General features: G+C 63.5%; 20 protein-coding genes and 1 tRNA gene. 10 read left to right on the top strand and 11 right to left on the bottom strand.

Annotated elements, in window-relative coordinates:
• Window positions 1–108 precede the first annotated feature (108 nt).
• Window positions 109–1095 (top strand): efflux RND transporter periplasmic adaptor subunit, encoded by a 987-nt coding sequence (locus tag M3465_RS05165; RefSeq protein ID WP_249500631.1) that lies wholly within the window; start codon window positions 109–111, stop codon window positions 1093–1095.
• On the top strand, window positions 1088–4303 hold the full coding sequence (locus M3465_RS05160) for an efflux RND transporter permease subunit (protein WP_249500630.1): 3216 nt from the start codon (window positions 1088–1090) through the stop codon (window positions 4301–4303). The genes M3465_RS05165 and M3465_RS05160 overlap by 8 nt, the downstream gene beginning before the upstream one ends.
• 137 nt (window positions 4304–4440) lie before the next feature.
• Here the strand turns inward: M3465_RS05160 and M3465_RS05155 are convergent.
• The 7 genes from M3465_RS05155 to leuC form a co-directional block, all read right to left on the bottom strand.
• Window positions 4441–4517: transfer RNA gene (locus M3465_RS05155), tRNA-Pro, on the bottom strand.
• Window positions 4518–4597: 80 nt separating this feature from the next.
• Window positions 4598–5575: a DMT family transporter gene (locus M3465_RS05150; protein WP_249500629.1), complete on the bottom strand. Its 978-nt coding sequence runs from the start codon at window positions 5573–5575 to the stop codon at window positions 4598–4600.
• Window positions 5576–5590: 15 nt separating this feature from the next.
• A complete protein-coding gene (leuB, locus tag M3465_RS05145) occupies window positions 5591–6697 on the bottom strand; it encodes a 3-isopropylmalate dehydrogenase (protein ID WP_249500628.1) in 1107 nt (368 codons plus the stop codon).
• A 57-nt stretch (window positions 6698–6754) separates the two neighbouring features.
• On the bottom strand, window positions 6755–7678 hold the full coding sequence (locus tag M3465_RS05140) for an endonuclease/exonuclease/phosphatase family protein (RefSeq protein WP_249500627.1): 924 nt from the start codon (window positions 7676–7678) through the stop codon (window positions 6755–6757).
• Window positions 7679–7716: 38 nt separating this feature from the next.
• On the bottom strand, window positions 7717–8625 hold the full coding sequence (locus M3465_RS05135; RefSeq protein ID WP_249500626.1) for a hypothetical protein: 909 nt from the start codon (window positions 8623–8625) through the stop codon (window positions 7717–7719).
• Window positions 8626–8857: 232 nt separating this feature from the next.
• A complete protein-coding gene (leuD, locus tag M3465_RS05130) occupies window positions 8858–9463 on the bottom strand; it encodes a 3-isopropylmalate dehydratase small subunit (RefSeq protein WP_249500625.1) in 606 nt (201 codons plus the stop codon).
• Window positions 9463–10866 carry a 3-isopropylmalate dehydratase large subunit gene (gene leuC / locus M3465_RS05125; RefSeq protein WP_249500624.1) on the bottom strand — a complete coding sequence of 468 codons (1404 nt, stop codon included), beginning with the start codon at window positions 10864–10866 and terminating at the stop codon, window positions 9463–9465. Before leuC ends, leuD begins: the two co-directional genes overlap by 1 nt.
• Before the next feature lie 265 nt (window positions 10867–11131).
• Between leuC and M3465_RS05120 the strand changes: the two genes are divergently transcribed.
• Window positions 11132–12460 carry a mechanosensitive ion channel family protein gene (locus M3465_RS05120; protein WP_249500623.1) on the top strand — a complete coding sequence of 443 codons (1329 nt, stop codon included), beginning with the start codon at window positions 11132–11134 and terminating at the stop codon, window positions 12458–12460.
• A gap of 159 nt (window positions 12461–12619) precedes the next feature.
• The gene (locus M3465_RS05115) at window positions 12620–14386 is read left to right on the top strand and encodes an ATP-binding protein (RefSeq protein WP_249500622.1); all 1767 of its coding nucleotides are present in this window, start codon (window positions 12620–12622) and stop codon (window positions 14384–14386) included.
• Here M3465_RS05115 and yaaA read toward each other — a convergent pair.
• The 3 genes from yaaA to M3465_RS05100 form a co-directional block, all read right to left on the bottom strand.
• Window positions 14371–15150, bottom strand: a complete 780-nt coding sequence (gene yaaA / locus M3465_RS05110) for a peroxide stress protein YaaA (protein ID WP_249500621.1) — start codon at window positions 15148–15150, stop codon at window positions 14371–14373. The genes M3465_RS05115 and yaaA overlap by 16 nt on opposite strands.
• Before the next feature lie 33 nt (window positions 15151–15183).
• Window positions 15184–17226 carry a DNA helicase RecQ gene (gene recQ / locus M3465_RS05105; RefSeq protein WP_249500620.1) on the bottom strand — a complete coding sequence of 681 codons (2043 nt, stop codon included), beginning with the start codon at window positions 17224–17226 and terminating at the stop codon, window positions 15184–15186.
• Window positions 17227–17325: 99 nt separating this feature from the next.
• Window positions 17326–17616 (bottom strand): YggT family protein, encoded by a 291-nt coding sequence (locus M3465_RS05100; protein WP_249500619.1) that lies wholly within the window; start codon window positions 17614–17616, stop codon window positions 17326–17328.
• A gap of 135 nt (window positions 17617–17751) precedes the next feature.
• Here M3465_RS05100 and M3465_RS05095 point away from each other — a divergent pair, with 135 nt between their 5' ends.
• From M3465_RS05095 to arfB, 6 genes are all read left to right on the top strand, one after another.
• Window positions 17752–18294: a thioesterase family protein gene (locus tag M3465_RS05095; protein ID WP_249500618.1), complete on the top strand. Its 543-nt coding sequence runs from the start codon at window positions 17752–17754 to the stop codon at window positions 18292–18294.
• 52 nt (window positions 18295–18346) lie between these two features.
• The gene (locus tag M3465_RS05090; RefSeq protein WP_249500617.1) at window positions 18347–19687 is read left to right on the top strand and encodes an MFS transporter; all 1341 of its coding nucleotides are present in this window, start codon (window positions 18347–18349) and stop codon (window positions 19685–19687) included.
• Entirely contained in the window at window positions 19684–20598 is a 915-nt protein-coding gene (mepA, locus tag M3465_RS05085; protein ID WP_249500616.1) for a penicillin-insensitive murein endopeptidase, read from the top strand. Before M3465_RS05090 ends, mepA begins: the two co-directional genes overlap by 4 nt.
• 7 nt (window positions 20599–20605) lie before the next feature.
• A complete protein-coding gene (locus M3465_RS05080) occupies window positions 20606–21427 on the top strand; it encodes an esterase-like activity of phytase family protein (RefSeq protein ID WP_249500615.1) in 822 nt (273 codons plus the stop codon).
• A 91-nt stretch (window positions 21428–21518) separates the two neighbouring features.
• Window positions 21519–22148 (top strand): queuosine precursor transporter, encoded by a 630-nt coding sequence (locus tag M3465_RS05075; protein WP_249500614.1) that lies wholly within the window; start codon window positions 21519–21521, stop codon window positions 22146–22148.
• 253 nt (window positions 22149–22401) lie between these two features.
• A complete protein-coding gene (gene arfB, locus M3465_RS05070) occupies window positions 22402–22821 on the top strand; it encodes an alternative ribosome rescue aminoacyl-tRNA hydrolase ArfB (RefSeq protein WP_249500613.1) in 420 nt (139 codons plus the stop codon).
• Window positions 22822–22917: 96 nt separating this feature from the next.
• On the opposite strand, the gene M3465_RS05065 is transcribed toward arfB, so the two are convergent.
• A complete protein-coding gene (locus M3465_RS05065; protein ID WP_249500612.1) occupies window positions 22918–25482 on the bottom strand; it encodes a TIGR02302 family protein in 2565 nt (854 codons plus the stop codon).
• Between the last annotated feature and the right edge of the window lie 27 nt (window positions 25483–25509).

Raw genomic sequence — 25509 nt, 5'->3', positions numbered from 1 at the left:
GCGCTCCAAACTTGAAATATCCGCGCTCAGACCCGCACCGGTCTGGCACATTGCTATCACATGCCATATGTGGAATGTGTGTCCTGTCTCGGGCAAAGGAGCAAGAGGATGATCGGACGAATGAGCGTTATGGCACTTCTGCCTTTTCTGGTGCTACCCGCGAACCCCGTACAGGCAGACACGATTACGGTGGAACCGGTCGAACTGTCGGAGTGGAAATCCGTTTACGGCACCGTCGAAACCCGCGACCGCGTGCCAGCCCGCGCGCGTATCGGCGGCACCATCGACACGCTCAACGTGACGGAGGGCGACAGGGTCAACGCCGATCAGCAGATTGCGCTGGTCGAGGATGACAAGTTCGAATTCCAGCTCGCCTCGCTCGATGCGCAGCTCGAAGCGGCCCGCGCGCGGCTCGATACGGCGCGAACTGAACTGGAACGGGGCCGCACGCTTCTTGATCGCGGGATCATCACGACCCAGCGGATGGATCAGCTGCGCACCGATGTCGATGTGATCGCCGGGCAAATCCGCAGCCTCGAAGCGGAACGGTTGGTTCTGGAGCAACGCGTCAGCGAAGGTGCGGTTCTCTCGCCGCAAGAGGGTATCGTTCTGTCGGTGCCGGTGACGCGCGGGTCGGTCGTCAATCCCGGTGAGGTGATCGCCGAAATCGGCGGCGGCGGCGTGTTCCTGCGTCTGTCTTTGCCCGAACGTCACGCCGAGGCACTTTCCGAAGGTGACGAGATCATTATCGGCTCCGCAGACGACGGCCAGCAGTCCGGAACGCTCGTCAAGCTCTATCCCCAGATCGACGGCGGTCGCGTTCTGGCGGATGTTGAAGTCGCCGGGCTCGATCCGCGCTTCGTTGGACGGCGGCTTCCGGTGCGCTTGCCCATCGGCATCCGCCCGGCGCTGCTGGTGCCCGAAGATGCGCTGACAACGCAAGGCGGCCTTGATTATGTTACGGTTGAGACTGCCGAAGGCATAGTCGATCGCGTTGTCGTTCCCGGCGCCGGCATTGAGCGCGACGAACGCATGTGGCGCGAAATCCTGACGGGTCTGACCACTGGCGACCGCGTGGTGACTCCGGATGAGTGACAATCATGGCCATCTCGGCATCGCCGGCCGCCTCACCCAGGCCTTCATCGCGTCATCATTGACCCCGCTCCTTCTACTGGCCTCGCTCGCGGTCGGCCTGATCGCGCTTGCCAGCCTGCCGCGCGAGGAAGAGCCGCAAATCTCCGTCCCCATGGTGGACATTCACGTGCAGGCCGATGGTCTCGCCGCGCAGGACGCGCTGAAACTGGTGACGGAGCCGCTGGAAACCATCGTGAAAGGCATCAACGATGTCGAACATGTCTATTCCGATACCCGCGACGACCGCGTGATGGTCACCGCCCGGTTCAAGGTCGGCGTGTCCGCGGATACCGCGATCCTGCGGGTGCGCGAAAAGATCCTCGCCAACATGGACAGGATTCCGGTCGGCATACCCGAACCACTCGTCGTCGGGCGCGGTATCGATGATGTCGCCATCGTCGCACTGACCTTCGCGCCAGCGCCCGGACAGGACGGCATCGGCGCCGATACCCTGACCCGCATCGCCCGCGAGGTCGAGGTCGAACTGGCCCGGATCGACGATGTCGGGCTGACCTATCTCGTCGGTGAGACCGAACAGGCGCTGCGCATCGCGCCCGACCCGGAACGGCTGGCGCTATACGGCATTACCCTGCAACAGCTTGCGGGCAAGGTGGAAGGCGCCAACCGCGCCGCGCCGGCCGGCAATCTGCGCGACGGCGGCGAACAGATCGGCCTCGTGATCGGGCAGACCCTCTCCACCCCGGCGGAAATCGGCAATCTCGAACTAACCGCGCGTGACGGTCGAACGGTCTACGTGCGCGATGTGGCGGATGTGGGTTTCGTGTCGGATCTGGACGAGGCGCATGTTGCGACCCTCTCGCGCGGCGCGGATGGCGATGTTCTGCGCCGTCCCGCCGTCACCCTTGCGCTGGCCAAACGGGCCGGGGCCAATGCCGTGACGGTGGCCGAAGAAATCCTGCACCGGGTCGATGCGATGCAGGGCGATCTGATCCCCGCCAGCATCAGCGTCGAGATCACGCGCGACTATGGCGAAACCGCCAGCGAAAAAGCGAACGAACTACTGTTTCACCTCGGCCTCGCGACCGTTTCCATCGTCGCGCTGATCTGGCTCGCCATCGGATGGCGCGAAGCCGTTGTCGTGGCTGTCGTGATTCCGGTAACCATTCTCCTGACGCTCTTTGCCGCGTGGATCATGGGCTACACGCTCAACCGCGTGTCGCTTTTCGCGCTGATCTTCTCCATCGGGATCCTCGTCGATGACGCCATCGTGGTGATCGAGAACATCGCTCGCCATTGGGGCCTGAAACCGGCGGACAAAAGCGCCCGGCAAGCCGCGATCGAGGCGGTGGCCGAGGTCGGAAACCCGACCATCGTCGCGACATTGACGGTCGTTGTGGCGCTGCTGCCCATGCTCTTCGTGTCCGGCATGATGGGCCCATACATGAGCCCGATCCCGGCCAACGCCTCCGCAGCGATGATCTTTTCCTTCTTTGTCGCCGTGATGATCACGCCCTGGCTGATGATGAAGATCGCCAGCCCCGCAACGGTCGCGCATCATGAGAGCGGCGGCGCGGATCACCCCGGCGGCAGGCTCGGGCGGGCTTATGCAGTCGTCGCGCGCCCTCTGCTGCGCGGCAAAGGGCGCTCCCTGCTCTTCCTGATCGCCGTCGCGGTCCTTTCCTTCGGCTCGCTCGCCGCGCTCTATACCCGCGATGTCACGGTCAAGCTCCTGCCTTTCGACAACAAATCCGAACTCTCCATCGTGGTCGATCTGCCCGAGGGCGCCTCGGTCGAGGATACCGACGCCGCCGTGCAGACAGCCGCCCGCATCGCGCTGGATATTCCCGAAGTTCTGTCCGCACAGACCCATGCCGGAACGCCGTCCGCGTTCGATTTCAACGGATTGGTGCGCCACTACTACATTCGCTTCGGCCCCGAACAGGGACAGGTTCAGGTGAACCTCACCGCCAAGGATCACCGCGAGCGCAGCAGCCATGCCATCGCGCTCGATCTTCGGGCGCGATTGTCCGAACGGCTCGACCTGCCGGATGGCGCTGTGTTCAAGGTGGTCGAACCGCCCCCCGGCCCTCCCGTTCTTGCCACGCTCCTGGCCGAGATCTACGGGCCCGATGCCGAAACCCGCCGTGCCGTCGCGGAAAATGTCCGCAGCGCTTTCGAAGAAACGCCGTTCATCGTCGATGTCGATGACAGCCAAGGCGTCAGGCCGCGCCGTCTGCGTGCGCAGCTCAGCCCCGGCGATATGGATTTCTTCCGCGTGCAGGAAAGCGACGCGCTGCAAACGCTGCGGCTGCTCAATTCATCGACGACGGTTGGATATTCCCATCGCGGCGAAGGCCGCGCGCCCATCCCCATCATCATCGCTCGCCCGCGCGCGGAGCGCGTGATGAATGAGGCCACCCTTTCCACCCCGATCCCCGCTGCCGCGCTGCCAGGCGCGCGGGGCGTGGTGGAACTCGGGGACGTTGTTCAGATCAGCGAAGAACGCGCCTCCTACCCGATCTTCCGGCGCAACGGGCACAGCATTGTCATGGTCATGGGCGAGCTGGCCGGCACATTCGAGGCACCGCTATACGGCATGCTGTCGGTGGCCGACCGCCTGGATGCGATGGACTGGAGCGACACGCCCGCGCCCGAGATTCGCCTGAACGGCCAGCCCTCCGATACCAGCGATCCGGTTTTGCTCTGGGACGGCGAATGGGAGGTCACCTGGGTCACCTTCCGCGACATGGGCGCAGCCTTTGCCGTCGCGCTTCTGGGGATCTATATTCTCGTCGTGGCGCAGTTCGGATCCTTCCGCCTGCCCCTCGTGGTGCTGACGCCGGTGCCGCTTACCTTTCTGGGGCTGATGTTCGGGCATTGGCTGTTCAATGCGCCATTCTCCGCCCCGTCGATGATCGGCTTCATCGCACTTGCCGGGATCATCGTGCGAAATTCGATCCTGTTGGTGGATTTCATCCGCCATGCGAATCCCGAGGGGCGGATCACCGTCGAGACCCTGATCGAGGCCGGTGCGACGCGGTTCAAACCGATCCTTCTGACGGCGCTCGCGGCGATGATCGGCGCTGCCGTGATATTGGCCGACCCGATCTTCCAGGGGCTGGCGCTGTCTCTGCTCTTCGGTCTTCTGACGTCGACGGCCTTGACCGTATTGGTGATCCCCACGATCTACCGCGTGTTCAAGATGTGAAGGGACGGTTTTTCCGTTTCGAATTGGCTGCGCCAATCCGACCGAAGCGAGGGGTTTCACCCCTCGCGCTCCCCAAGGTATTTGCGGCCCAAAGAAGCCTGATATCTGGGCGCGACGATGCTGCGATGAAGTGGATTTGGTCGGGCTGAGAGGATTCGAACCTCCGACCCCCTGCTCCCGAAGCAGGTGCGCTACCAGGCTGCGCTACAGCCCGACCGTGTGCGCCGGATTACTGCGCGCGCGCTGGTTTGACAACCCTTGATTTGCAACAGCGTCTGCCGGTCGGGCGGGATATCAGGCGTTTTCCTGCGGCTTTGCCCGATCGCGGAACCGGCCCGATCGCATCAGACCACTCAGGCGCAGAACGGAGGGCGTTCCGATACGTGTGCGCGTGCGCAAGACGGGGGTGTTGCGCGATGCGCCGGCGCGGCTTTCGCGGAAGACGATGAACAGCCCCGATGCGATGATAATGGCCGCGCCGATCATCGTGTAGCGATCGGGCGTCTCGTCGAAGAACAGCAGCCCGTAGACCGTCGCCCAGAGGATCTGGGAATATTGCATTGGCGCGACGATGGCCGCCTCCCCGGTGCGGTAGGCGCCGATGATGACGCGCGCCGCGGTCCAGGCCATGATCGAGATGATCGCCAGCATGCCCAGATGTTCGAGCGGCATGGGCTTGTAGACGAATCCAAGCGCGGCACCCATCAGGATGAAATTGGCCATCATCGGATAGAGCAGCATCACCAGCGTTCGCTCCTCGGCGCCGATCTTGCGCACCACGATCGAGGCAAATGCCCCGCCGAACGCAGCTGCAATCGCGGCGGCATGGCCGAGGGTCAGATCAGTCGCGCCGGGGCGCAGCACCACCATCACGCCCGCGAGCCCGACGATGACGGCGAGCCAGCGCTGCACCCTGACCCGTTCGCCAAGGATCGGGATCGACAGCACAGTGATCAGCAGCGGCGTGGCAAAGAGGATCGCGTAGGTTTGTGTCAGCGGCAGATGCGCGAAGGCGTAGAAGGCCGACACGCCCGTGACCACGCCGCCCAGCGTGCGCAGCGCCATCCACCAGGGATGGACCGGCACCAGCGTGCCGGGCGTAGCATCCCGCATGAGCATGATGGTGGCCAGCGGGAAGCTGAGCAGAACGCTGAAGAACACGATCTGAATGGGCGAATAATGCGCGCCGAGCGTCTTGATGAAGACGTCATGCGTCGAGAACAGCCCGAAGGCGAGAAGGGCCAGCAATGCGCCTTTGGCATTTTGCGACATGGCCGGCCCCGGTGGTTACAGGCTATTGTCGAGCGCCGCGATCACCGCGTCGCCCATCTGGGAGGTGGAGATCGGCGTGCCGCCCTCCGGACCCAGTAGATCAGCGGTGCGCAGCCCGTCGGCCAGCACTTTTTCGACGGCAGCTTCAAGTCTGTCCGCTTCATCGCCCTGATCGAAGGAGTAGCGCAGCGCCATCGCGAAGCTGAGAATGCAGGCGATCGGGTTCGCCTTGCCTTGCCCGGCGATATCGGGCGCGGAGCCATGCACCGGCTCGTAAAGCGCCTTGGGCCGGCCATTCGCCATCGGCGCGCCAAGGCTGGCCGAGGGCAGCATGCCGAGCGAGCCGGTCAGCATCGCGGCCGCGTCGGACAGCAGATCGCCGAACAGGTTGTCGGTCACGATCACGTCGAACTGCTTGGGCCAGCGGCAAAGCTGCATCGCGCCGGCATCGGCATACATATGGCTCAGCTCGACATCCGCATAATCGGCGTCATGCACCTTTTGCACCACCTCGCGCCAGAGAATGCCCGATTCCATGACATTGGCCTTTTCCATCGAACAGACCTTGCCGGAGCGGCGGCGTGCCAGTTCGAACGCGGCGCGCGCGATGCGGTCGATCTCGGTCTCGGTATAGCGCTGCGTGTTGATCCCGACGCGCTCGCCGCCGTCTTCGATGATCCCTCGCGGTTCACCGAAATAGATGCCCGATGTCAATTCGCGCAAGATCATGATGTCGAGCCCCGCGACGACATCGCGTTTGAGCGATGAGAAATCGGCCAGCGCATCGAAGCATTGCGCCGGGCGCAGGTTGGCGAAGAGGTCCATTTCCTTGCGCAGGCGCAGCAGCCCGCGTTCCGGCTTCACGCTGAAATCAAGCGCGTCATAGGCCGGCCCGCCCACTGCGCCGAGCAGGACCGCATCGACCTCCTGCGCCTTTGCCATGGTGTCGTCATGCAGGGGCGTGCCATGTTTGTCATAGGCCGCGCCGCCAACCAGATCCTCGCTTACATCGAAAGGCAGATCGCGCTTTTCGCCATACCAGTCGATCACCTTGCGCACCTCGGCCATGACTTCGGGGCCGATCCCGTCTCCGGGTAAAATCAGAAGCGACGCGTTGCTCATCCTGCGATCCTTTGCATGTCTGGGTTCCGTTTCGCCTAGCCGCGCTTTGCCCCATGGTCAAGGCGGGCGCCGTTCGGGCAGGGCGATATCGACGATGATGAGGCTATGATCCTGACCTTCGAGCGGCGGAAGCACCTCGGCATGACGGATTTGAAAACCCTTTGACGGCAGCAAATAGGACACGCGCATCGGGCCGGGGTCGTCCCAATGCGCGGTTACCTGCCCCGGCAGGGGATCTTGTAGATCGGGGCGTTGCAAGAAGAGGGCCATCGCGTCGCGATACCCCTCGCCGCGCTGGGGATCGAGATTGGTGTTGGCCATTAGTACGAAAGGTTCGGGCATGGGCGGGCCGCGCCCGCCGTCCAGGATATGTTCCCAAAGTCGCAATTCATCGAGATTGCGCCGCCCGTTCCGATCCTCCGGGCCGTCGAAGACCGGCGCGCCGGAATGGCCAACCAGCAGGTGCAGGGGTGCCGACTCCACGTGAATCGGAACGACCCAGTGTCCGCCGCTCGACAGGCGTTGCACGTCCAGCCCCGCATCGTTCGGTGCGATATGGGTTCCCGGCAGATCGCGCCATAGCATGTCATTGAAAGAGCGCACGTCTTTGGATGCAATGGGAATACGGGACAGGACGGCCATGCCTTCCTGACCGGGGAACCGACCATATGCCTGTGCATCCTCGGGCTCGGCCAATCGCCCGTCGCCATCCATGTCGTGCCCCGTCGGAAGACCGGCGTTGGGGCGCAATGCCAGCGTGTGATAGCCGCCCCCGATCAGCCACGCGAAGGCATCGAGCGCCGCGCCGCCTGCGTCGAAATCGAACTTGGTCAACACGATGATATCCGCATCGGCCCGGGCGAGCGCCTGCGCGAAGGCGGGCAGCGGTTCTTGCTGCCGCACGATATCGCGGAGCAGCAGCCCCGGCCCGTCGCGGGTAAGCGGCACATGCCATAGCGCGAGGCGCAGCTCTTGTGCCATGCAAAGCGGCGCGATGAGCGATAGGATCGCAGTAAGGATCAGGCGGCCTGCAACTCCTGCGCATAGGCGCGGCGGCGCTTTTCTTCGATCAGCGCGGCGACGCGGAGCAATGCGATTCCGCGCATCATCAATGTCAGAGGCAGGAACGCCCATGCACATACGACCCAGATCATGACTTCGGGCACCGTCAAGGCGGCTGGATCGAAAAGCCCGATCCAGAGTTTCAACAATGCCGGAAGAATGAATGGCAGGAGAAACCCTAAGACCAGGTTAAGAGACGCGTCACGTTTCAGGCGGAACAGCACATCCCGTCCCGAAGTCGGGTCGAATAAGGGAAGGTTTATCCAAAAATTGAAGGCTTTTTTGCGTATCGGCCAGAAGATGAACCGTGCATGAATCCAGAAGAGCAAAAGCACCGCACCGGCAATCACGAAAACGGCGCTCGCCATCTCGGCCACCAGATCGAGAGCGATCAGATGCGCCATGTCAGCAAAGGCGATCATCAGAAGCCGGATCGGCGAGAATGGAATGTCGAGCATCTGCGCCGCGCCGTCCGAGAAAGATTGCAGCGCGTTGGGAGGCGCATCGCCATGGCTCGCCGTCAGGATCGAGGCGGCTAACACGCAGAAAAAGAGCCCGAGAAAGCGCAGCCGGTTGAATGGCGCCGCGTCGCGGAATTCGAGGAAGGTCGGATATTCGCTATAATACTCGGCGAACGTCACCACCGCCGCGACCAGCGCGACAAGCGCGGTGATCTGCGCCGCATCGTTCGTCGTGCTCGGCAGCACCAGTGACGGAACCGCCACCAGAACCGCCATCAAAACGGCGCGCAGAGCTGATCCGATGATCCGCTTGACCACTCCGGTTTCCCTTCGAACTGGGTCGGCGCGATACGATGCCGCGTCCTTGTCCCAGATTTTCCCGCCGGGATCGGCGGACTGCCTCATTCTTGCCCCAGTTTTGCCCAAGTTGCATCGGCGGCTCAACTGCGCCGGACGGTCGAGCGACTGAAACGGACGGAGTTCGGCGTCAACTGGTGCGGGAATACATCAAACGTAATTGCGAAATGTGGCAGCTTTCGCATGGCCCACAATATCTAGCTACATGCTGCGAGCGATCGAACACGGAAAAGGCCGCCCCGGTCGGGACGGCCTTGATGTGATTGTCGCTTCGGATCCGTCAGACCCAGGGACGCGACTGTTCGGCCTGCGATTCAAACGTGTCGATCGCCTCGGCCTTCTCCATCGTCAGGCCGATATCGTCGAGCCCGTTCAGCAGGCAGTGCTTCTTGAAGCTGTCCACCTCGAAGGCAAAACTTTCACCATCGGATGTGGTCACGACCTGGTTTTCCAGATCAACGGTCATGCGCGCGTTCGACCCCTTCTCGGCGTCCTTCATCAAAACATCGACCGCCTCGCGCGGCAGGACGATGGGCAGGATACCGTTCTTGAAGCAGTTGTTGTAGAAAATATCGGCGAAGGAGGTGGAGATCACCGCCTTGATTCCGAAATCCTTGAGCGCCCAGGGTGCATGTTCGCGCGATGAGCCGCAGCCGAAATTGTCGCCCGCGACAAGGATCTCCGCCTCGCGATATTGCGGCTTGTTCAGCACGAAATCGGGGATCTCATCTCCGTTATCGTCAAAGCGCATCTCGTCAAAAAGGTTTGCGCCCAGACCCGACCTCTTGATCGTCTTGAGGAACTGCTTCGGGATGATCATATCGGTGTCGATGTTCATCAAGGGCATCGGCGCTGCGATCCCGGTCAGTTTTTCGAACTTTTCCATTACATCATCTCCCGAACATCGGTCAGTTTGCCGGTCACCGCCGCCGCCGCGGCCATTGCCGGCGACATCAGATGCGTGCGACCGCCGCGGCCCTGACGGCCCTCGAAATTGCGGTTGGACGTTGCGGCGCAACGTTCGCCCGGAGACAGTTGGTCGGGGTTCATGGCAAGGCACATGGAACAGCCCGCAAGGCGCCATTCGAAACCGGCCTCCTTGAAGATATCGGCCAAACCTTCCTCTTCGGCCTGCGCGCGCACGAGGCCCGAGCCGGGAACGACCATCGCGCGTTTCACGGCGATCTTCTTGCCTTTCAGGATCTCGGCGGCAGCCCGCAGATCCTCGATCCGGCCATTGGTGCAGGAGCCGATGAAGACGGTGTCGATCTCGATATCACTGAGCTTCTGACCGGGCTTGAGGCCCATATAGTCGAGCGAGCGTTGCGCCGCGCCGACCTTGCCGCCTTCGAAACTGTCGGGGGCCGGCACTTCAGCGGTGATCGGGAGCACATCTTCAGGCGATGTGCCCCAAGTCACCACTGGTGCGATATCCTCGCCTTTGATCGTTACCACCTTGTCCCAATGCGCATCGTCGTCCGAGTAGAGCGTCTTCCACCAGTTTAACGCCGCTTCCCATTGCGCGCCCTTCGGCGCGTGCGGGCGGCCCTTGACGTATTCGAAGGTCTTTTCATCCGGTGCGATCAGACCGGCGCGCGCGCCGCCTTCGATGGCCATGTTGCAGACGGTCATCCGCCCTTCCATCGACAGATCGCGGATCGCCTCGCCGCAATATTCGATCACATAGCCGGTGCCGCCGGCGGTGCCGGTCTTGCCGATCACCGAAAGCGTGATGTCCTTGGCCGTCACGCCGGGGCGCAGCTTGCCGGTGATCTCGACCTTCATGTTCTTCGACTTGCTCTGGATCAGCGTTTGCGTGGCCAGAACATGCTCGACCTCGGACGTGCCGATGCCATGCGCCAGCGCACCGAACGCGCCGTGCGTCGCGGTATGGCTGTCGCCGCAAACGACGGTCATGCCGGGCAGCGTCCAGCCCTGCTCGGGGCCGACGATATGCACGATTCCCTGCCGCACATCGGAGACAGGATAGTAATGAATCCCGAACTCCTTGGCATTGCTGTCGAGCGCCGCGACCTGGATGGCGCTGTCCTCGGTCATGTTCTTGGGATCCTCGCGCCCGGCGGTCGTGGGCACGTTGTGATCGGGCACGGCGATCGTCTTGTCCGGCGCGCGCACGGAACGGCCGGCCATGCGCAGCCCTTCAAAGGCTTGCGGGCTGGTGACTTCATGCACCAGATGGCGATCGATATAGAGCAGGGATGTGCCATCTTCGGCTTCGTGCACCAAATGGGCATCCCAGATTTTATCATAGAGCGTCTTGGGGGACATCGGTCCTCTCCCTTGCGAAATAGCGATGTGAAGGCTGGGTGATCGGCTCAGGCGCTGATCGGTAGTCGCGCGCGCACCGTATGGGTGGAGCCGAAGAACCGTTCACGCAGACGCGCGCGGTCGTCGATGTCGAAAACCCTCTTCATGCCATGTGCCATACATCATCGCCCCGTCACGCCGCAAGAGCGACGCAAGGCCGCTATATAACTTGCGCAAAGAGCCGGCGAGTGCGAGTCTGGCGTCCGGGCAGGAGACCGGAACCGCAATGGATCCAGACATCGTCACCACCGAAACCGTCACCGAGTTCACGCTCGATTTCGTCGCGTGGATACAGGGTTTCGCGGATAGCCTCTGGCGCCCCTGGATCGGCTATCAGATTGCCATCGCGCTGGCCGTCTTTGTCGCCGCGCATCTGCTGGCGGGACTGTTCAAACCGCGCCTGCATCGCTGGATGCGCACGCGCGAAGGCTGGCCGAAATGGCGGATACGCGCGCTCGTTATCGTGCATCGCCGCTTCAGGATGATCCTCTTCGTCGCGATCATCTGGATCGTCGTCGCGCTGATGCGCGAGATCACATGGCCGTCGCGCTCCTATCTTCTGGGGATCGTCGCCAATCTGGCGACCGCCTGGCTTTCCATCGTCCTGCTCACGCGGCTGATCCGCAATCCGGCCCTGCGCAGCATCGTCCGCTACGGCGCATGGATCTGGGTCACGCTGACGATCACCGGGCTGGCCGACGATGCGCAGGATTTGATGGACCGTCTGGCCTTCAATCTCGGTGAAACCCGGCTTTCCCTCTGGCTCGTGGTGCAGGCGCTGGTGCTGGTGGCGGCGCTCATCACCGTGGCGCGGCTCGTCAGCAGCACGACGGCCAGCACGATCCGGCGGAACAAGGACATCTCGCCCTCCATGCAGGTTCTGGCGATCAAGTTCCTGCAGGTCGCGCTCTATGGCGCGGCGTTCTTCATCGGGCTTCGGCTGGTCGGGGTCGATCTGACGGGGCTGGCGTTCCTGTCAGGGGCCATCGGCGTCGGGCTTGGTTTCGGCTTGCAGAAGGTCGTCTCGAACCTCGTGTCCGGCATCATCATCCTGCTCGACAAGTCGATCAAGCCCGGCGATGTGATCTCCCTCGGCGATACGTTCGGCTGGATCAATTCGCTCGGTGCGCGATATGTCAGCGTGGTCACGCGGGACGGGAAGGAATACCTGATACCGAACGAGGACCTGATCACCGGGCAGGTGGTCAACTGGTCCCACTCGAATGAATATGTCAGGCTCGATATCTTTTTCGGAACAGCCTATCACGACGATCCGCACAAGGTTCGCGAGATCGCGATCAAGGCCGCCAAATCGGTGGACCGTGTGCTGAGCTTCAAATCGCCCGTGTGCCATATCGTCGGTTTCGGCGACAGCTCGGTCGATTACATTCTGCGCTTCTGGATACGCGATCCGACCGGCGGGCTGACCAATATCAGGGGCAATGTCTATCTCGCGCTCTGGGACGCGTTTCAGGAGAATGGCATCTCCATCCCGTTCCCACAGCGCGAGGTGAAAATGCTCGGCGATGCGCAGAACACACTCCCGGAGGGATGAAATGTGCAACTTTCATTCGCGTAAGCCCGCCGACGAGAAATGCTGATCAGTATCCTCAACGCCGCTTAACCGATGCTCTCGCACCCCTGCCTGCGCAGAAATTAACCTCTTGTTCACCCTGTTGAGCGAACCTGCGCCCGAACGGGAACGGAGGTCTGGATGAGTCTCGCCAACAAATTGGCCGAGGAACGTCGCGCGCGGCTTGCCGCCGAGCGGCTTCTCGAACTCAAACAGGCCGAACTTTTCGCCGCCAACCGCAAGCTGGGCACGCATGCACAACAGCTCAGCAACGAGATCGTGGAAACCCGCGCCGAAGTGGCGATGGTGCGGGGAGAAAACCAGCGCGTGAAAAGCGAGCTTGGTGTTGCGCATGAGAAAATTCAGATTGCCGAGCGCCGGCTTTGGCATTCCATCGAAACAATCCAGGACGGTTTCGCTTTTTTCGACAGCGACAATCAGATGATCGTGGCGAACCGTGCCTACCTGGCGGTGTTCGAGGATCTCGAAGAGGCGCGGCCCGGCATCACCTATCCGCGAATCCTGCAATTGATGACCGAGGAAGGCATCATCAACATCGGCGATGAGCCTCCGGCGGAATGGCGCGCGCGGATGCTTGACCGGTGGCAACAGGAGGCGCCCGAATCCGTTCAGTTCCAGCTCTGGAACGGCGAGCACGTGCGCATGATCGACCGCCGCAGCCCCTCGGGCGATGTCGTCAGCCTTGCCATCAACATCACCGAATCCGTGCGCTACCAGAACGAGCTTCGCGAGGCGCGTGAGAAGGCCGAAGCGGCCAACCGCGCGAAATCGGCGTTTCTCGCCAATATGAGTCACGAAATCCGAACGCCGATGAACGGCGTTGTCGGCATGGCCGATCTTCTGACGGAAACCGCGCTGGACGAGGAACAGAGACTCTTTGCCGAGACGATCAAACATTCCGGCGAGGCGCTTCTGGTCATCATCAACGATGTTCTGGACTATTCGAAGATCGACGCCGACAAGCTGCTGCTCAAGCCCGAACCGTTCGATCTGCGGCAGGTGCTCGAAGAGGTGGTGATGCTCCTGCAACCCATCGCGCGGGGCAAGGGGGTGGCGCTGAACATCGATTACGACTTGTTCCTGCCCGACAGGTTCGTCGCCGATCCCGGCCGCATCCGCCAGATCGTGACCAACCTGATGGGCAATGCCGTCAAATTCACGCTCGAAGGCGAGGTTCTGCTGCGCGTCACCGGCGTCGGCCGGGAGGACGGGCAGACCACTCTGCACATCAGCGTGGAGGATACCGGCATCGGTATCGCCGCCGACAAGGTCGATCACGTGTTCGGAGAGTTCAACCAGGTCGAGGACGACCGCAACCGCCAGTTCGAAGGCACCGGGCTGGGCCTGTCGATCACCAAGCGACTGGTAGAGCTGATGGCCGGCGAGGTGTGGGTCGAATCGCAGGAAGGCGTCGGCAGTTGCTTTGGCTTTCGCATCACCCTGCCGCTTGCCGACACGCCCCGGCCGGCCCAGCCCGAAGAGCCGCCGCAGATCGTCTCTGGCACGCCGAAGGTGCTTCTGGCGGAGGATAACAAGACCAACCAGCTTGTGTTTCGCAAGATGATCGGCACGCTCGACATCGATCTGCGCGTGGCGGGGGACGGGTTCCAGGCGGTCGCCGCCTATGAGGAGGCGCGGCCGGATGTGATCTTCATGGATATCTCAATGCCCGGAATGGACGGCAAGGAAGCGACCGCCCGCATCCGCGAGATCGAGGGCGACGGGCCGAACGTGCCGATCATCGCCGTGACCGCACATGCGATGGACGGGGATCGGGAAGCGATCCTCGATGCGGGGCTGACCGATTACCTGACCAAGCCACTGCGCAAGGCCGCGCTCATGGAAAAGCTGGCGCTCTACTGCCCGCAGCTTCAGCTGGCGTCATAGGGGCGCACGAAAGCGGGCTCGTTCGGCTCGGACAGGTCCGCGCGATAGGCATAGCCGCCCAGATCGAAATCCTTGATCGCGTCGGGATCGGTCAGCCGGTTCTGCACGATGAACCGCGCCATCGCGCCCCGCGCCTTCTTCGCATAGAAGCTGACGATCTTCGGCCCCTTGCCGTCGCCCTTGTCCTCCAGAAAGGCGGGCGTGACGATCCTCAGCCCTAGCATATCGCGCGGGACCGCGCCGAAATATTCCTGGCTGGCGCAGTTGATGAGCGTATCGGCGCCCAGCGCATCGGCCTGCTGCTTGAGTTCCTTCGCGATCCGGTCGCCCCAATAGTCGTAAAGGTCCGCGCCACGCCGCGTTTTCAGGCGGCTGCCCATCTCCAGCCGGTAAGGCTGTATCCCGTCCAGCGGGCGCAACACGCCGTAAAGCCCCGACAGGATGCGCAGATGATCCTGCGCCCAGCGCATCTCGTCGCTGTCCAGCGTGCCGGCTTCGAGCCCCTGATAGGTGTCGCCCGCAAAGGCCAGCGCGGCGGGGCGCAGATCGTCATCCTTCGGCGCATCCTCGAAATCGCGAAAGCGGTCTCGGTTCAGCTTGGCCAAATCGTCGCTCAGCTTCATCAGCGATTTCAGATCGCCCAGCGTCAGGTTCCGCGCCGTCGCGGCCAGCCGGTTCGCCTCGTCCTGAAAGACCGGCTCCGTCATATCCACATCGCGTTCGGACCAATCGAGCCGTTTGGCCGGGGAAATCACGACGAGCATACCACCACCTTTCCTCTTTGCTTCGGGTGCGATCTAGTCCGCAGCTTGCAGAACGTCCAGAAACGCATCGGCAAAGCGTTCGGCCCGCCGATCCCCGATGATCCGGGCTATGCCGGCCGCGTCGCGCGGGCGGGCTTGTGCAAGCTTGGCAAGCTGCCCCGCATCGCAGGACATCGGCTTGAGCGTTCCGCACGCGCCGCGCGTCAGTTCGGCCTGCGCGGTGAGCAGCGCATCGTAAAGCCCGCCGGCCCCGCTGACCGCCAGCTTGCGCCGCGCCGGATGATCGCGCGGCACGTCGCCTGCGATCACCTCCAGAAACGCCTGGCCGTAGCGTTCGAGCTTCTTCGCCCCGACGCCGCTGATCCGCGCCATCTGGTCAAGTGTCTCTGGCCGCGTCTCGGCCATCTCGATCAAGGTCTTGTCAGGGAAGATGACATAGGCGGGCACCGATTGTTCCTCAGCCAAGGCGCGCCGCTTGGCCTTGAGCGCAGACATCAGCGGCGCATCCTCATCGCTGACCAGCGCGCGGACCTTGGGGCGGCGTTCGCTGGCCGCTTCGATACTGTCGCGGCGCAGGGAGATCGCTTCTTCCCCGCGCAGGATCGGCCGGGCCGCTTCGGTCATCACCAGCGCGCCGTGCCGTTCTGCATCGGGGCGCATGAGATCGAGCCCCATCATCTGCCGGAACACCGCCTGCCACTCGCCGCGCTTGAGATCCTTGCCGATGCCGAAGGTCGGCAGATTGTCATGGCTGCGCCCCAGCACCTTTTCGGTTTTGGTGCCAAGCAGAATGTCGATGAGATGCCCTGCGCCGAAACTCTCCCCCGTGCGAAGCGCCGCCGACAAAGCCTTGCGCACCGCTTGCGTGCCGTCGATCAGCTTGGCGGGCGTGTCGCACAGATCGCAATTGCCGCAGCTCACATCGCTTTCGCCGAAATAGCCCAGCAGCGTCTTGCGTCTGCACTCCTGCGCTTCGGCCAGCCCCAAAAGCGCGTTGAGCCGCCCATGATCGGCATCACGACGCTCCGGCGAAGCCAACCCCTCGTCGATTTGCGCACGGCGCAGGCGAATATCGTCGGCACCGTAAAGCGTCAGCGTTTCGGCTGGCGCGCCGTCGCGCCCGGCGCGGCCGATTTCCTGATAGTAGGCTTCGATGGATTTGGGCAGATCGGCATGCGCGACCCAGCGGATATCCGGCTTGTCCACCCCCATGCCGAAGGCGACCGTGGCCACCACGATCAGCCCATCCTCGGTGGCAAAACGCGCCTCGACGCGCCGCCGCTCCTCGGGATCCATGCCGCCGTGATAATGGCAGGCGGTATGCCCTTCGTCATATAGTGCCCGCGCGAGCGTTTCCGTCTTTGCCCGCGTTCCGCAATAGACGATGCCGCTTTGCCCCTTGCGTGCGGCGGCGAAGGCCATGATCTGCTCGCGCGGCCTGTTCTTCGGAGCAAAGGCCAGATGAATGTTCGGCCGGTCGAACCCGCGCAGGAAGGTGCGCGGCGGCTGTCCGTCGAAAAGGCGCTCGACAATCTCGACCTGCGTTTCGGCATCCGCCGTGGCGGTGAACGCCGCCAGCGGCACATCCAGTGCGCGGCGCAATTCGCCGATGCGCAGGTAATCGGGCCGGAAATCATGACCCCACTGGCTGACGCAATGCGCCTCGTCCACCGCGATGAGCGACACGCCCGCCTGCTGCAACATACGTTGCGTGCCACCCGAGGCCAGCCGCTCGGGCGCGAGATAAAGCAGCTTCAGATCGCCGCGATGGAGCATATCCCAGATCGCATCGTTTTCCTCTGGCGTGTTCGAAGAGGTCAAGGCACCGGCGGCAACCCCCGCCTCGCGCAACCCTCGCACCTGATCGCGCATCAGCGCGATGAGCGGCGAGATCACGACCGTCACGCCATGACGCACCAGCGCGGGAAGTTGAAAACACAGCGATTTGCCGCCCCCCGTCGGCATGATCGCCAGCACGTTTTCGCCCTGCGCGACGGCGTCCACGATCTCGGCCTGACCGGGCCGGAAGCTGTCGAATCCGAAGACATCCCGCAGAATTGCATCTGCGTCTGGCATATCGCGCGGCATGGGAAACCTGTCAGGTTTTATCTATATCTGCTCTGTTCCTGACAGTCTCATACTAAGGATGCGTGAACAAGCCTTCGAGCGCGATCCCTAGCCGTAAAAGAACCCGGCATTGTTGGCGAGGATAATGCGGATGATATAAATACCGATCAGCGCCACCAGCGGCGCCAGATCGATGCCCGACATCGGCGGCAGGATGCGGCGCAGGCGGGAATAGAGCGGCTCCAGAATCCGGTTCAGCCCGTCCCAAATTTGCGCAACCAGCGGCTGGCGCAGGTTCAGCACCTGGAAGTTGATCAGCCAGCTCATGATGACATGGGCGATGATGAAGAACCACACGACGTCCAAAAGCAGCATGAGGATCTGGTAAAGCGATTGCATCGGCGGGTCTTTCCTTGGAGTTCGGCTCGCCCAGAGTTAGGCGCAAGCGACGCGAAGGACAAGAGAGGCTTGCCGCAGCGTCGCGGTTGACGCGGGCGGCGGGCGCGGCACCTTGGCGCGCACAGGAGTAAGCCGATGTATCCTTTCATCCGCATGGCCCACGGCCTTTGGCGCGCGCGCAACATCCCGGATCTCGGGCCGACGGAAACCTATATCTCGCAGCATCGTTGTTGGCCGTGGGATATCGATATGTGGCTGGAGCTGAACAACGGGCGCACGCTCACGCTGCTCGATCTGGGGCGCATCCCGCTGGCTAAGGCCACGGGGCTTTTGGCCGCTGGGCGGCGCGAGGGATGGGGGCTGACGATGGCCGGTGTCGTCGTGCGCTACCGCCGCCGCGTGCGCGCCTTCGAGAAGTTCGAGATGCGCAGCCGCCTTTTGTGCTGGGACGCGCGGTTCATGTATATCGAACAGGGCATGTGGAAGATGAACGGCGAATGCGCGAACCATGCCGTTTATCGCTCCGCCGTGACGGACAGGACCGGCATCGTGCCGACCGACCGCGTGATCGAGGCGCTTGGGCTGGAGGGCATGCCCTCGCCCGAAATGCCCGATTGGGTCGCGCATTGGCTGGAGGCAGAGGACAAGCGCCCGTGGCCGCCCATGCAGGACGCCTGAACGCTTGCCAGCCCGGCGCTTTCCCGCTCATAAGGCGCGAGGGGGATCGGGCATGGCAGACGGGACATTGCGCAAGCGCATCTGGGGTTGGTTCTTTTTCGACTGGGCGAGCCAGCCCTACAACACGCTGCTCATCACCTTCATCTTCGCGCCCTATATCAAGGAGTTGATGGGCGACGGCAGCGCCGCGCAATCGGCCTGGGGCTTCGGGATCGGCGCGGCGGGGATCGCGATTGCGCTGCTTGCGCCGGTTCTGGGCGCGCTGGCCGATACCGGCGGCAACCGGATGCGGTGGATCTGGCTCTTTTCGGCCATGTATGTGATCGGCGCCGCCGGGCTGTGGCTCGCCGCGCCGGGCGATTATAACCTCGCGGTGATCCTGACATTCTTTGCCATCGGCATGATCGGGATGGAGTTCGCCACGACCTTCACCAATTCCATGCTGCCCGATCTTGGCCCGCCCGAAGAGATCGGGCGCATTTCCGGCAATGGCTGGGCCTTCGGATATGTCGGCGGGCTTGTCGCTCTGGTTCTCATGCTGGGCTTTTTCGCCGACAATGCCGAAACCGGGCGCACCTTGCTCGGGTTCGCACCCGCCTTCGGGCTCGACCCGGCAGCGCGCGAAGGCACGCGGTTCGTCGGGCCGCTGACGGCGATTTGGTTCATTGTATTCATGGTGCCGTTCTTCCTCTGGGTGCGCGATCCCAAGGCGCATCCGGCCCCGAAAGGCGCGGTGCGCCGTGCCTTGCGCGATCTGGGCGGCACACTGCGGCGGCTGCCACAAGACCGCTCGCTCTTCGCTTATCTCGCTTCGGCCATGTTCTACCGCGATGCGCTGAACGGGATGTATGCGTTCGGCGGAATCTATGCCGCCGGCGTGCTGGATTGGAGCGTTCAGAATGTCGGGATCTTCGGGATCATCGCGATTATCGCCGGTGCCGTTGCCGCCTGGGCGGGCGGCAAGGCAGATGCGCGTTTCGGCCCTAAACCCGTAATCGGTGTCTGCATCGGCGTTCTCACGCTGGTCGGCATTTCCATCGTCCTGATCTCGCGCGAGGCGATGTTCGGGATCGCCCTGCCCCAAGGTTCTGCCCTGCCCGATATTACATTCATGGCGATCGGCGCGCTGATTGGCGCGGCGGGCGGCGTGCTGCAAGCGGCGAGCCGGACGATGATGGTCCAGCAAGCCAATCCCGCACGCATGACCGAGGCGTTCGGCCTCTATGCGCTTTCGGGCAAGGCTACCAGCTTCCTCGCCCCGCTGCTCATCGGGGCGGCCACCTATGCCACCGGATCGCAGCAATTGGGCGTCAGCCCGGTGATAGGGCTTTTCCTGATCGGCCTGCTGTTGTTACTCTGGGTCAAACCAAACGGGCATGGGGCAGGCACATGACACGGTTTACCTTACTTTTGGGAATGGCACTGGCCCTCGCGGCTTGCGGCGGCGCCGAGAAACGCTCGGCGGAGGTTTCGGCTTCCGCGCGGGTCAATTCGGTGCTCAGCACGCGAGAGGCCAAGCAGCTGTTCGGCGGTATGCAAACAGGATCGCGCCAGTCTCCGGCGGCGTTCGGTGGCTACTCCAAGGGCTGCGCCGCCGGGGCCGTGCAACTGCCGGATACAGGGCCGACATGGCAGGCGATGCGCCTGTCGCGCAACCGCAACTGGGCGCTGCCGGTGACGGTGGATTTCGTGCAGGATCTGTCGCGCATCGCGGCGCGGCAACCCGGATGGGCCGGACTATATGTCGGCGATATGAGCCAGCCGCGGGGCGGGCCGATGCTGACGGGGCATCGCAGCCACCAGATCGGGCTGGATGCGGATATCTGGATGCGCCCGCCGGATCGGCTGAACCTGAGCGTGGCGGAGCGCGAGGCGATTTCCTCGATCTCCATGCGCCGGGCCAATGGCGCGTTCACCAACAAGAATTGGACCGCTGCGCATCACAATATCCTCAAGGCGGCCGCAAGCGACAATCGCGTTTCACGGATTTTCGTCTTTCCGGGCGCCAAGGTCGCGATGTGCAACGCGGAGAAGGGCGACCGGTCCTACCTGCGCAAGATCCGCCCCTGGTGGGGGCATCATTACCATTTTCACGTGCGGCTGAACTGCCCCAAGGGCATGCGCGGTTGCGAGAACCAAGCTGCTCCGCCGCCGGGCGATGGATGCGCCGAAGCGCAGCAATGGGTGAACAACATACTGAACCCGCCACCGCCCGACCCCGACGCGCCCCCTCCGCGCAAGCGCCGGGAATTGACGCTCGGTGATCTGCCGGCGCAATGCGCCTCCGTTCTGGCGTCGAACTGATCCCGGCTTGACCGAAACGCTCCAACGCGCGCGGTTCCTGTCATCCTATGGCTGGACCGACCAAAGCGCGGATTTCGGCGGTCTCTCGGGCCTGACTTTGACGGCGGACGGCCGAAACTTCACTGCCCTGAGCGACCGCGCCTTTCTGCTGCGCGGGACGATACACCGGCATGAAACGCGCATCATCGGGCTTCGCAGCGCGGGGCCGGAGGCGCTGAACATGCCGGAGGATCTGATCGAGGATCCGGTCTGGGATACCGAAGGTCTGGCGCAGGACGGCGCCGGGCGGCTTGCGATTTCGCTGGAGACGAGCAACCGCATCCTGCGGCAGACGGATAACGGCGGATGGACGCTACTTCCGGATCATCCGCAGATCGCCGCTTTGCCCCCGAACAAGGGTCTGGAAGCGCTGGCGGCGGGCGATGCCGATACGCTCTATGCCATCCCCGAGGTTTCAGGCGATCTGACGACGCCTTTCCCGGTCTTTCGCCACCTGGACGCGACGGGGTGGGACATTCCCTTCCGGATCGCTCGAAGCGAGGGTTTCCTGCCCGTCGGCGCGGATATCGGGCCGGATGGGCGGCTTTACCTGCTCGAACGCGGGTTCTCGGGCTTCGGCTTTTCCAGCCGCGTGCGCCGCTTCGATCCTCATGGTGCGCAGCTTCAGTATGGCGAGATGTTGTTGCACACGAAAACGCGGCGGCACGACAATCTCGAAGGGATCGCCGTCTGGCGGGATGAGGCCGGTCGGATGCGCCTCACGATGATCTCCGATGATAATTTCAACATTTTCCAGCGAACCGAGATTGTCGAATACGCATTGGAGTGACTTGTGCGGGCCGCGCCAAGACATTAGACAGCGCGTCATTCCCGAGATCGGGAATCAAGTCCCCGCTACCTTGGCAAAACGGGAGTCATACATGACCCGCGCACATCTCCCCGGCATCCTCGCGATGGCCGTGATCGTCCTCGCCTCCAATATCCTGGTGCAGTTTCTTTTCGGCAACTGGCTGACCTGGGGCGCGTTTACCTATCCCTTCGCCTTTCTCGTCACCGACCTGATGAACCGGCTTTATGGCCCCGGCCCTGCTCGCAAGGTCGTCTTCGCCGGCTTTGCAGTGGGCGTGCTGTGTTCGCTTGTCGGCACGCAGATCATGGGCGAATTCGGGCCGCTCGTCACCTTTCGTATCGCGCTCGCTTCCGGCACGGCCTTCCTGACGGCGCAGCTTCTCGACGTGGCGATCTTCGACCGGCTGCGCGGCGGCGCGTGGTGGCGCGCGCCGCTGGCATCGACGCTGATCGGCTCCTCGCTCGACACAGCGCTCTTCTTCAGCATCGCGTTCTCCGGCACGTTCGCCTTCATCGAGCCGGGCAATGACGTGTCCTGGGCGGGCGAAATTCTGCCGCTTCTGGGCGTCGGGCCGATGGCGCCGCTTTGGGTGTCGCTGGCGGTCGCCGACTGGTCCGTCAAGCTCGCGCTGGCGCTGATCGCGCTCGTGCCGTTCCGGCTCATTGTCCTCAGGTTTCGTCAAAAAACGGCGATGACGTAAAAAAGATTTGCAAAATCGGCAAAGCCTGCGACTCTGACCAAGCGTTTTCAACAGCTGAAAGGAGGTGATCCAGTGTCTAGAGAGGTATTGGAGAGAGGTGTCGGAACAGTTCGGGAGGTGCGCAGCTAGGGCAGCCCCTGGCTATGAGCCGAACGAATTGGTGAGAGCCTAACCGCCCCCACCTCCACAAGTCTCGAAGGGCCATCCGAACGGGTGGCCCTTTTGGCATCCGCCCCCTATCGTTGCAGACGCCATGCAGATCACCGACAGCATAACGATCGAGGATTGGGAACTCACCGAACAGTTCGTGCGCGCCTCCGGCCCCGGCGGGCAGAACGTGAACAAGGTGGCAACCGCTGTCGAGCTGCGTTTCGAAGCGGAGCGCTCGCCCAACCTGCCCGCCCCGGTAAAGACCCGACTGCGCCGGATTGCCGGACGCAGGTGGACGAAAGACGGCGCGCTTGTTCTTCAGGTGGACGAGACCCGCTCGCAGGCCCGCAATCGCGAGATCGCCCGCGACCGGTTGAAGGACATGATCGTGGCGGCGCTAAAGCCGCGCAAACGCCGGATCGCGACGAAACCGACACTCGGCTCCAAGAAGCGGCGGCTCAAAGCCAAGAAGGAGCGGGGCGAGGTCAAGGCGCTGCGCGGCAAGGTCGACCCTGACCTTTGAGCGGGCCTTGATGCGTTGACGCATCAAGCCGTTTCCGTCGACGGAAACGTCGGGGCTCTGCCCCGAACCCCGAGGTATTTGAAGCCCAAAGAAGCCTCAGAACCTGTCCAGCAGACGTTCGAGATATTCGAGTTCCTGCTCGGGCCGCTCTCCTTCGCCCGAACGGCGGCGAATCTCGTCCAGAAGCTCGCGCGCCCGGCGATACACATCTTCGCCCTGAAGCAGGTTCTCATCCGATCCGATTTGCCCCTCGGAGCCGACGCTGCGCCCGAGCGGATCGCGTTGGCGCCCCGGATCGGCGCCTTCGGCTTGCCCTTGTTGGCCCTGCCCCTGTTGCGGTTGCCTCTGCGCGAGCGCATCGCCGAGATTGCGCATCCCTTCGCGCAAAGCCTCCATCGCCTCGGACTGGTTGTCGATGGCCCCGGCCAGATCGTTCTCGCGCAGCGCCTCTTCGGCTCCCTCCATCGCGCCTTCGGCCCGGTCCAGTGCCTCGCGGGCCGCATCGCCGGCTTCGGTTCCGGCGCCCGGCAGGTTTTGCGACTGGCGGTCGAGTTCCTGCCGGAGCGCACGCTGACGCTCGGCAAGGCTGTCTTCGAGGTCTTGCGGCTGACCGGTTTCGCCTCCCTCGCCAGGCTGTCCGCCCTGCCCTTCACCGCGCTGTCCCTGCCCCGGCTGACCCGGTTGCGTCTGCCCTTGCCGGCCTTGCCCCTGCTCGCCCTGTTGACCCGGATTGAACTGCTCCTGCAGATCGCGGAACGCCTGATCCGACAAGTCCTGCTGTTCCCGCAAAGTCTCGCCCAGACCTTCCATCGCCTGTTCGCCCGGTGTTTGCCCACGCTGGCCCTGCGTGACCTGCATGTTCTCCATCATCTGGCGCAACTGGTCGAGCGCCTCCTGCGCCTCGGCCATGCGGCCCTGTTCCATCAACTCCTGGATACGGTCCATCATCGCCTGAAGATCGCTTTGGCTCATCTCCATCATGTTCCGGTTTTGGGCCGTGTCCTGATCCTGACCGTCCTGCTGCGCCTGGCGCGACAGCTGGCGCAGGTAATCGTCGGTCGCATCGCGCAGCTCCTGCATCAGTTCGGCGATCTCCTGATCGGACGCGCCGTTGCGCATGGCTTCGGACAGCCGCTCCTGCGCGCGTTCGAGCCGCTCGCGCGCATCGTCGAGATCGCCCTCCTCCAGAAGCAGGGCGAGATCCCAAAGCGCCTGCGCGATCTCGGTCTGCTGATCGTCATCAAGCCCCAGTCCGGCCAGAGCCTCGATCCGGCGCAGGATCGTTCGCAAGCGCAGGTAGTCGGTGGCCGAGCGGAACACATCATCTGGCCTGTGCGAAACGGCGCGCAGGAGCAGGGCGACATCCTCTGCATTCTCGCGGTTCCAAAGCAGCGCGCGGCGCTGTTCGATGATCGCCGCTGCCATCGGATCGAAGAAACGCCGCCCCGGAAGGGTGATGATCTCCGGTGCGGTCTGCCCGGTTTGGCCCAGGTCGTCGCTGGCGCTGAGTGTCACCGTCACGGGAAGATTCGCCCAGGGGTGCTCCGAGAAATTCTCCACCAGCGTTTCGCTGAACTCGGCACGATCCCCGGTGATCGGCATGGGCAGCGGAAGCTCGATCGCGGCGCGCGGCTCGGGCGCGATGCGCAGGCCATAGCGTCGGTCGATCTCATCCAGAGCCAGCTCGATCCGGGCCTGTCCGGCCACTACGGCGTAATCGTCGCTCGCGCTGAACGGGATCTGCGCATCGCCCTCGAAACTGGCCTCGATCCCTTCATCGAGCTGCACATCGGGCGCGCGGTCGGGGATCGCGGTGATCTCCCAAAGCCGCCCGCCGGGCCCGTCGATCTCGATCCGGCCCGATTGTGCGATCTCGAATTCCTGCGCCGTAAGCCCCGGTGCATCATCTGCGGGCGCTGTTCCGGACACTGTCTCCCGCGTCGCGAGCGCCCCGACCTCGCCATAGAAGCGCAGGGTGATCCGGCTGCCGATCGGCGCGTCGAGTCCGGCGGCCTCGATATCGTTCAGATAGATCGAGGGCAGCCCGGTATAGCGCGGCGGCTCGAGCCATCCTTCCCAGGTCGGCCCCGCCGCAAGGCCAGCGCCGGCAGGCCCAAGCGCCGACACCGATTGGACGCGCATGGCCGAGCCGAAGATCACCGCGACCAGAAGCGCAAGCAGCGCAACATAGCGCAGCGCAAACGGATCGGCGCCGGAGACGCGCAGGTCGGGCTCCGCCGGACGGGCCTCCTTCAGCCGTGCCGCCATACGCGCCTGATGCGCCTGCCACACAGCGGAAGATGCGGCATCCCCGGCCCCGATCGCCTGCTCATCCATCGCGGCAAGGATCGGATGTCCCGGCAGGGTCGCATCGAGCCGTGCCAGCGCCGCCGCACGCGAGGGCCATCCGAAACGCCGCACGCCCCGAACGAGCGCCCATCCCGCGCCCAGCGCGAATATCCCGAGGCTGATCCAGACCAGTTCGACCGGCAAGATATCCTGAACGCTCAGCATTAGGAACGCCAGCGCCGCGAACAGCACCGACCATAACGGCCAGAAGGCACGCACCACCGCCTCGGCGCCCATCCCCAAACGTGTGAGCGCGAGCGGCCATCGGATAGCGTCGCTTACATGCTGGGGCAGGTCATCGCATGCGGTCATTCCGGTCTCCGGGGGCCGATTTCCGGC

The sequence above is a fragment of the Marivita sp. GX14005 genome (assembly GCF_023370775.1).
In the GTDB taxonomy this organism is placed as follows: Bacteria; Pseudomonadota; Alphaproteobacteria; order Rhodobacterales; family Rhodobacteraceae; genus Marivita.
Note: the sequence above shows the minus strand (reverse complement) of the source record. Positions and strands in the feature narration are given on the sequence as shown.

Coding starts and splice junctions, on each gene's coding strand:
- M3465_RS05165 (WP_249500631.1), top strand. CDS start 109: ATGATCGGACGAATGAGCGTTATGGCACTTCTGCCTTTTCTGGTGCTA.
- M3465_RS05160 (WP_249500630.1), top strand. CDS start 1,088: ATGAGTGACAATCATGGCCATCTCGGCATCGCCGGCCGCCTCACCCAG.
- M3465_RS05150 (WP_249500629.1), bottom strand. CDS start 5,575: ATGTCGCAAAATGCCAAAGGCGCATTGCTGGCCCTTCTCGCCTTCGGG.
- leuB (WP_249500628.1), bottom strand. CDS start 6,697: ATGAGCAACGCGTCGCTTCTGATTTTACCCGGAGACGGGATCGGCCCC.
- M3465_RS05140 (WP_249500627.1), bottom strand. CDS start 7,678: ATGGCACAAGAGCTGCGCCTCGCGCTATGGCATGTGCCGCTTACCCGC.
- M3465_RS05135 (WP_249500626.1), bottom strand. CDS start 8,625: ATGAGGCAGTCCGCCGATCCCGGCGGGAAAATCTGGGACAAGGACGCG.
- leuD (WP_249500625.1), bottom strand. CDS start 9,463: ATGGAAAAGTTCGAAAAACTGACCGGGATCGCAGCGCCGATGCCCTTG.
- leuC (WP_249500624.1), bottom strand. CDS start 10,866: ATGTCCCCCAAGACGCTCTATGATAAAATCTGGGATGCCCATTTGGTG.
- M3465_RS05120 (WP_249500623.1), top strand. CDS start 11,132: ATGGATCCAGACATCGTCACCACCGAAACCGTCACCGAGTTCACGCTC.
- M3465_RS05115 (WP_249500622.1), top strand. CDS start 12,620: ATGAGTCTCGCCAACAAATTGGCCGAGGAACGTCGCGCGCGGCTTGCC.
- yaaA (WP_249500621.1), bottom strand. CDS start 15,150: ATGCTCGTCGTGATTTCCCCGGCCAAACGGCTCGATTGGTCCGAACGC.
- recQ (WP_249500620.1), bottom strand. CDS start 17,226: ATGCCAGACGCAGATGCAATTCTGCGGGATGTCTTCGGATTCGACAGC.
- M3465_RS05100 (WP_249500619.1), bottom strand. CDS start 17,616: ATGCAATCGCTTTACCAGATCCTCATGCTGCTTTTGGACGTCGTGTGG.
- M3465_RS05095 (WP_249500618.1), top strand. CDS start 17,752: ATGTATCCTTTCATCCGCATGGCCCACGGCCTTTGGCGCGCGCGCAAC.
- M3465_RS05090 (WP_249500617.1), top strand. CDS start 18,347: ATGGCAGACGGGACATTGCGCAAGCGCATCTGGGGTTGGTTCTTTTTC.
- mepA (WP_249500616.1), top strand. CDS start 19,684: ATGACACGGTTTACCTTACTTTTGGGAATGGCACTGGCCCTCGCGGCT.
- M3465_RS05075 (WP_249500614.1), top strand. CDS start 21,519: ATGACCCGCGCACATCTCCCCGGCATCCTCGCGATGGCCGTGATCGTC.
- arfB (WP_249500613.1), top strand. CDS start 22,402: ATGCAGATCACCGACAGCATAACGATCGAGGATTGGGAACTCACCGAA.
- M3465_RS05065 (WP_249500612.1), bottom strand. CDS start 25,482: ATGACCGCATGCGATGACCTGCCCCAGCATGTAAGCGACGCTATCCGA.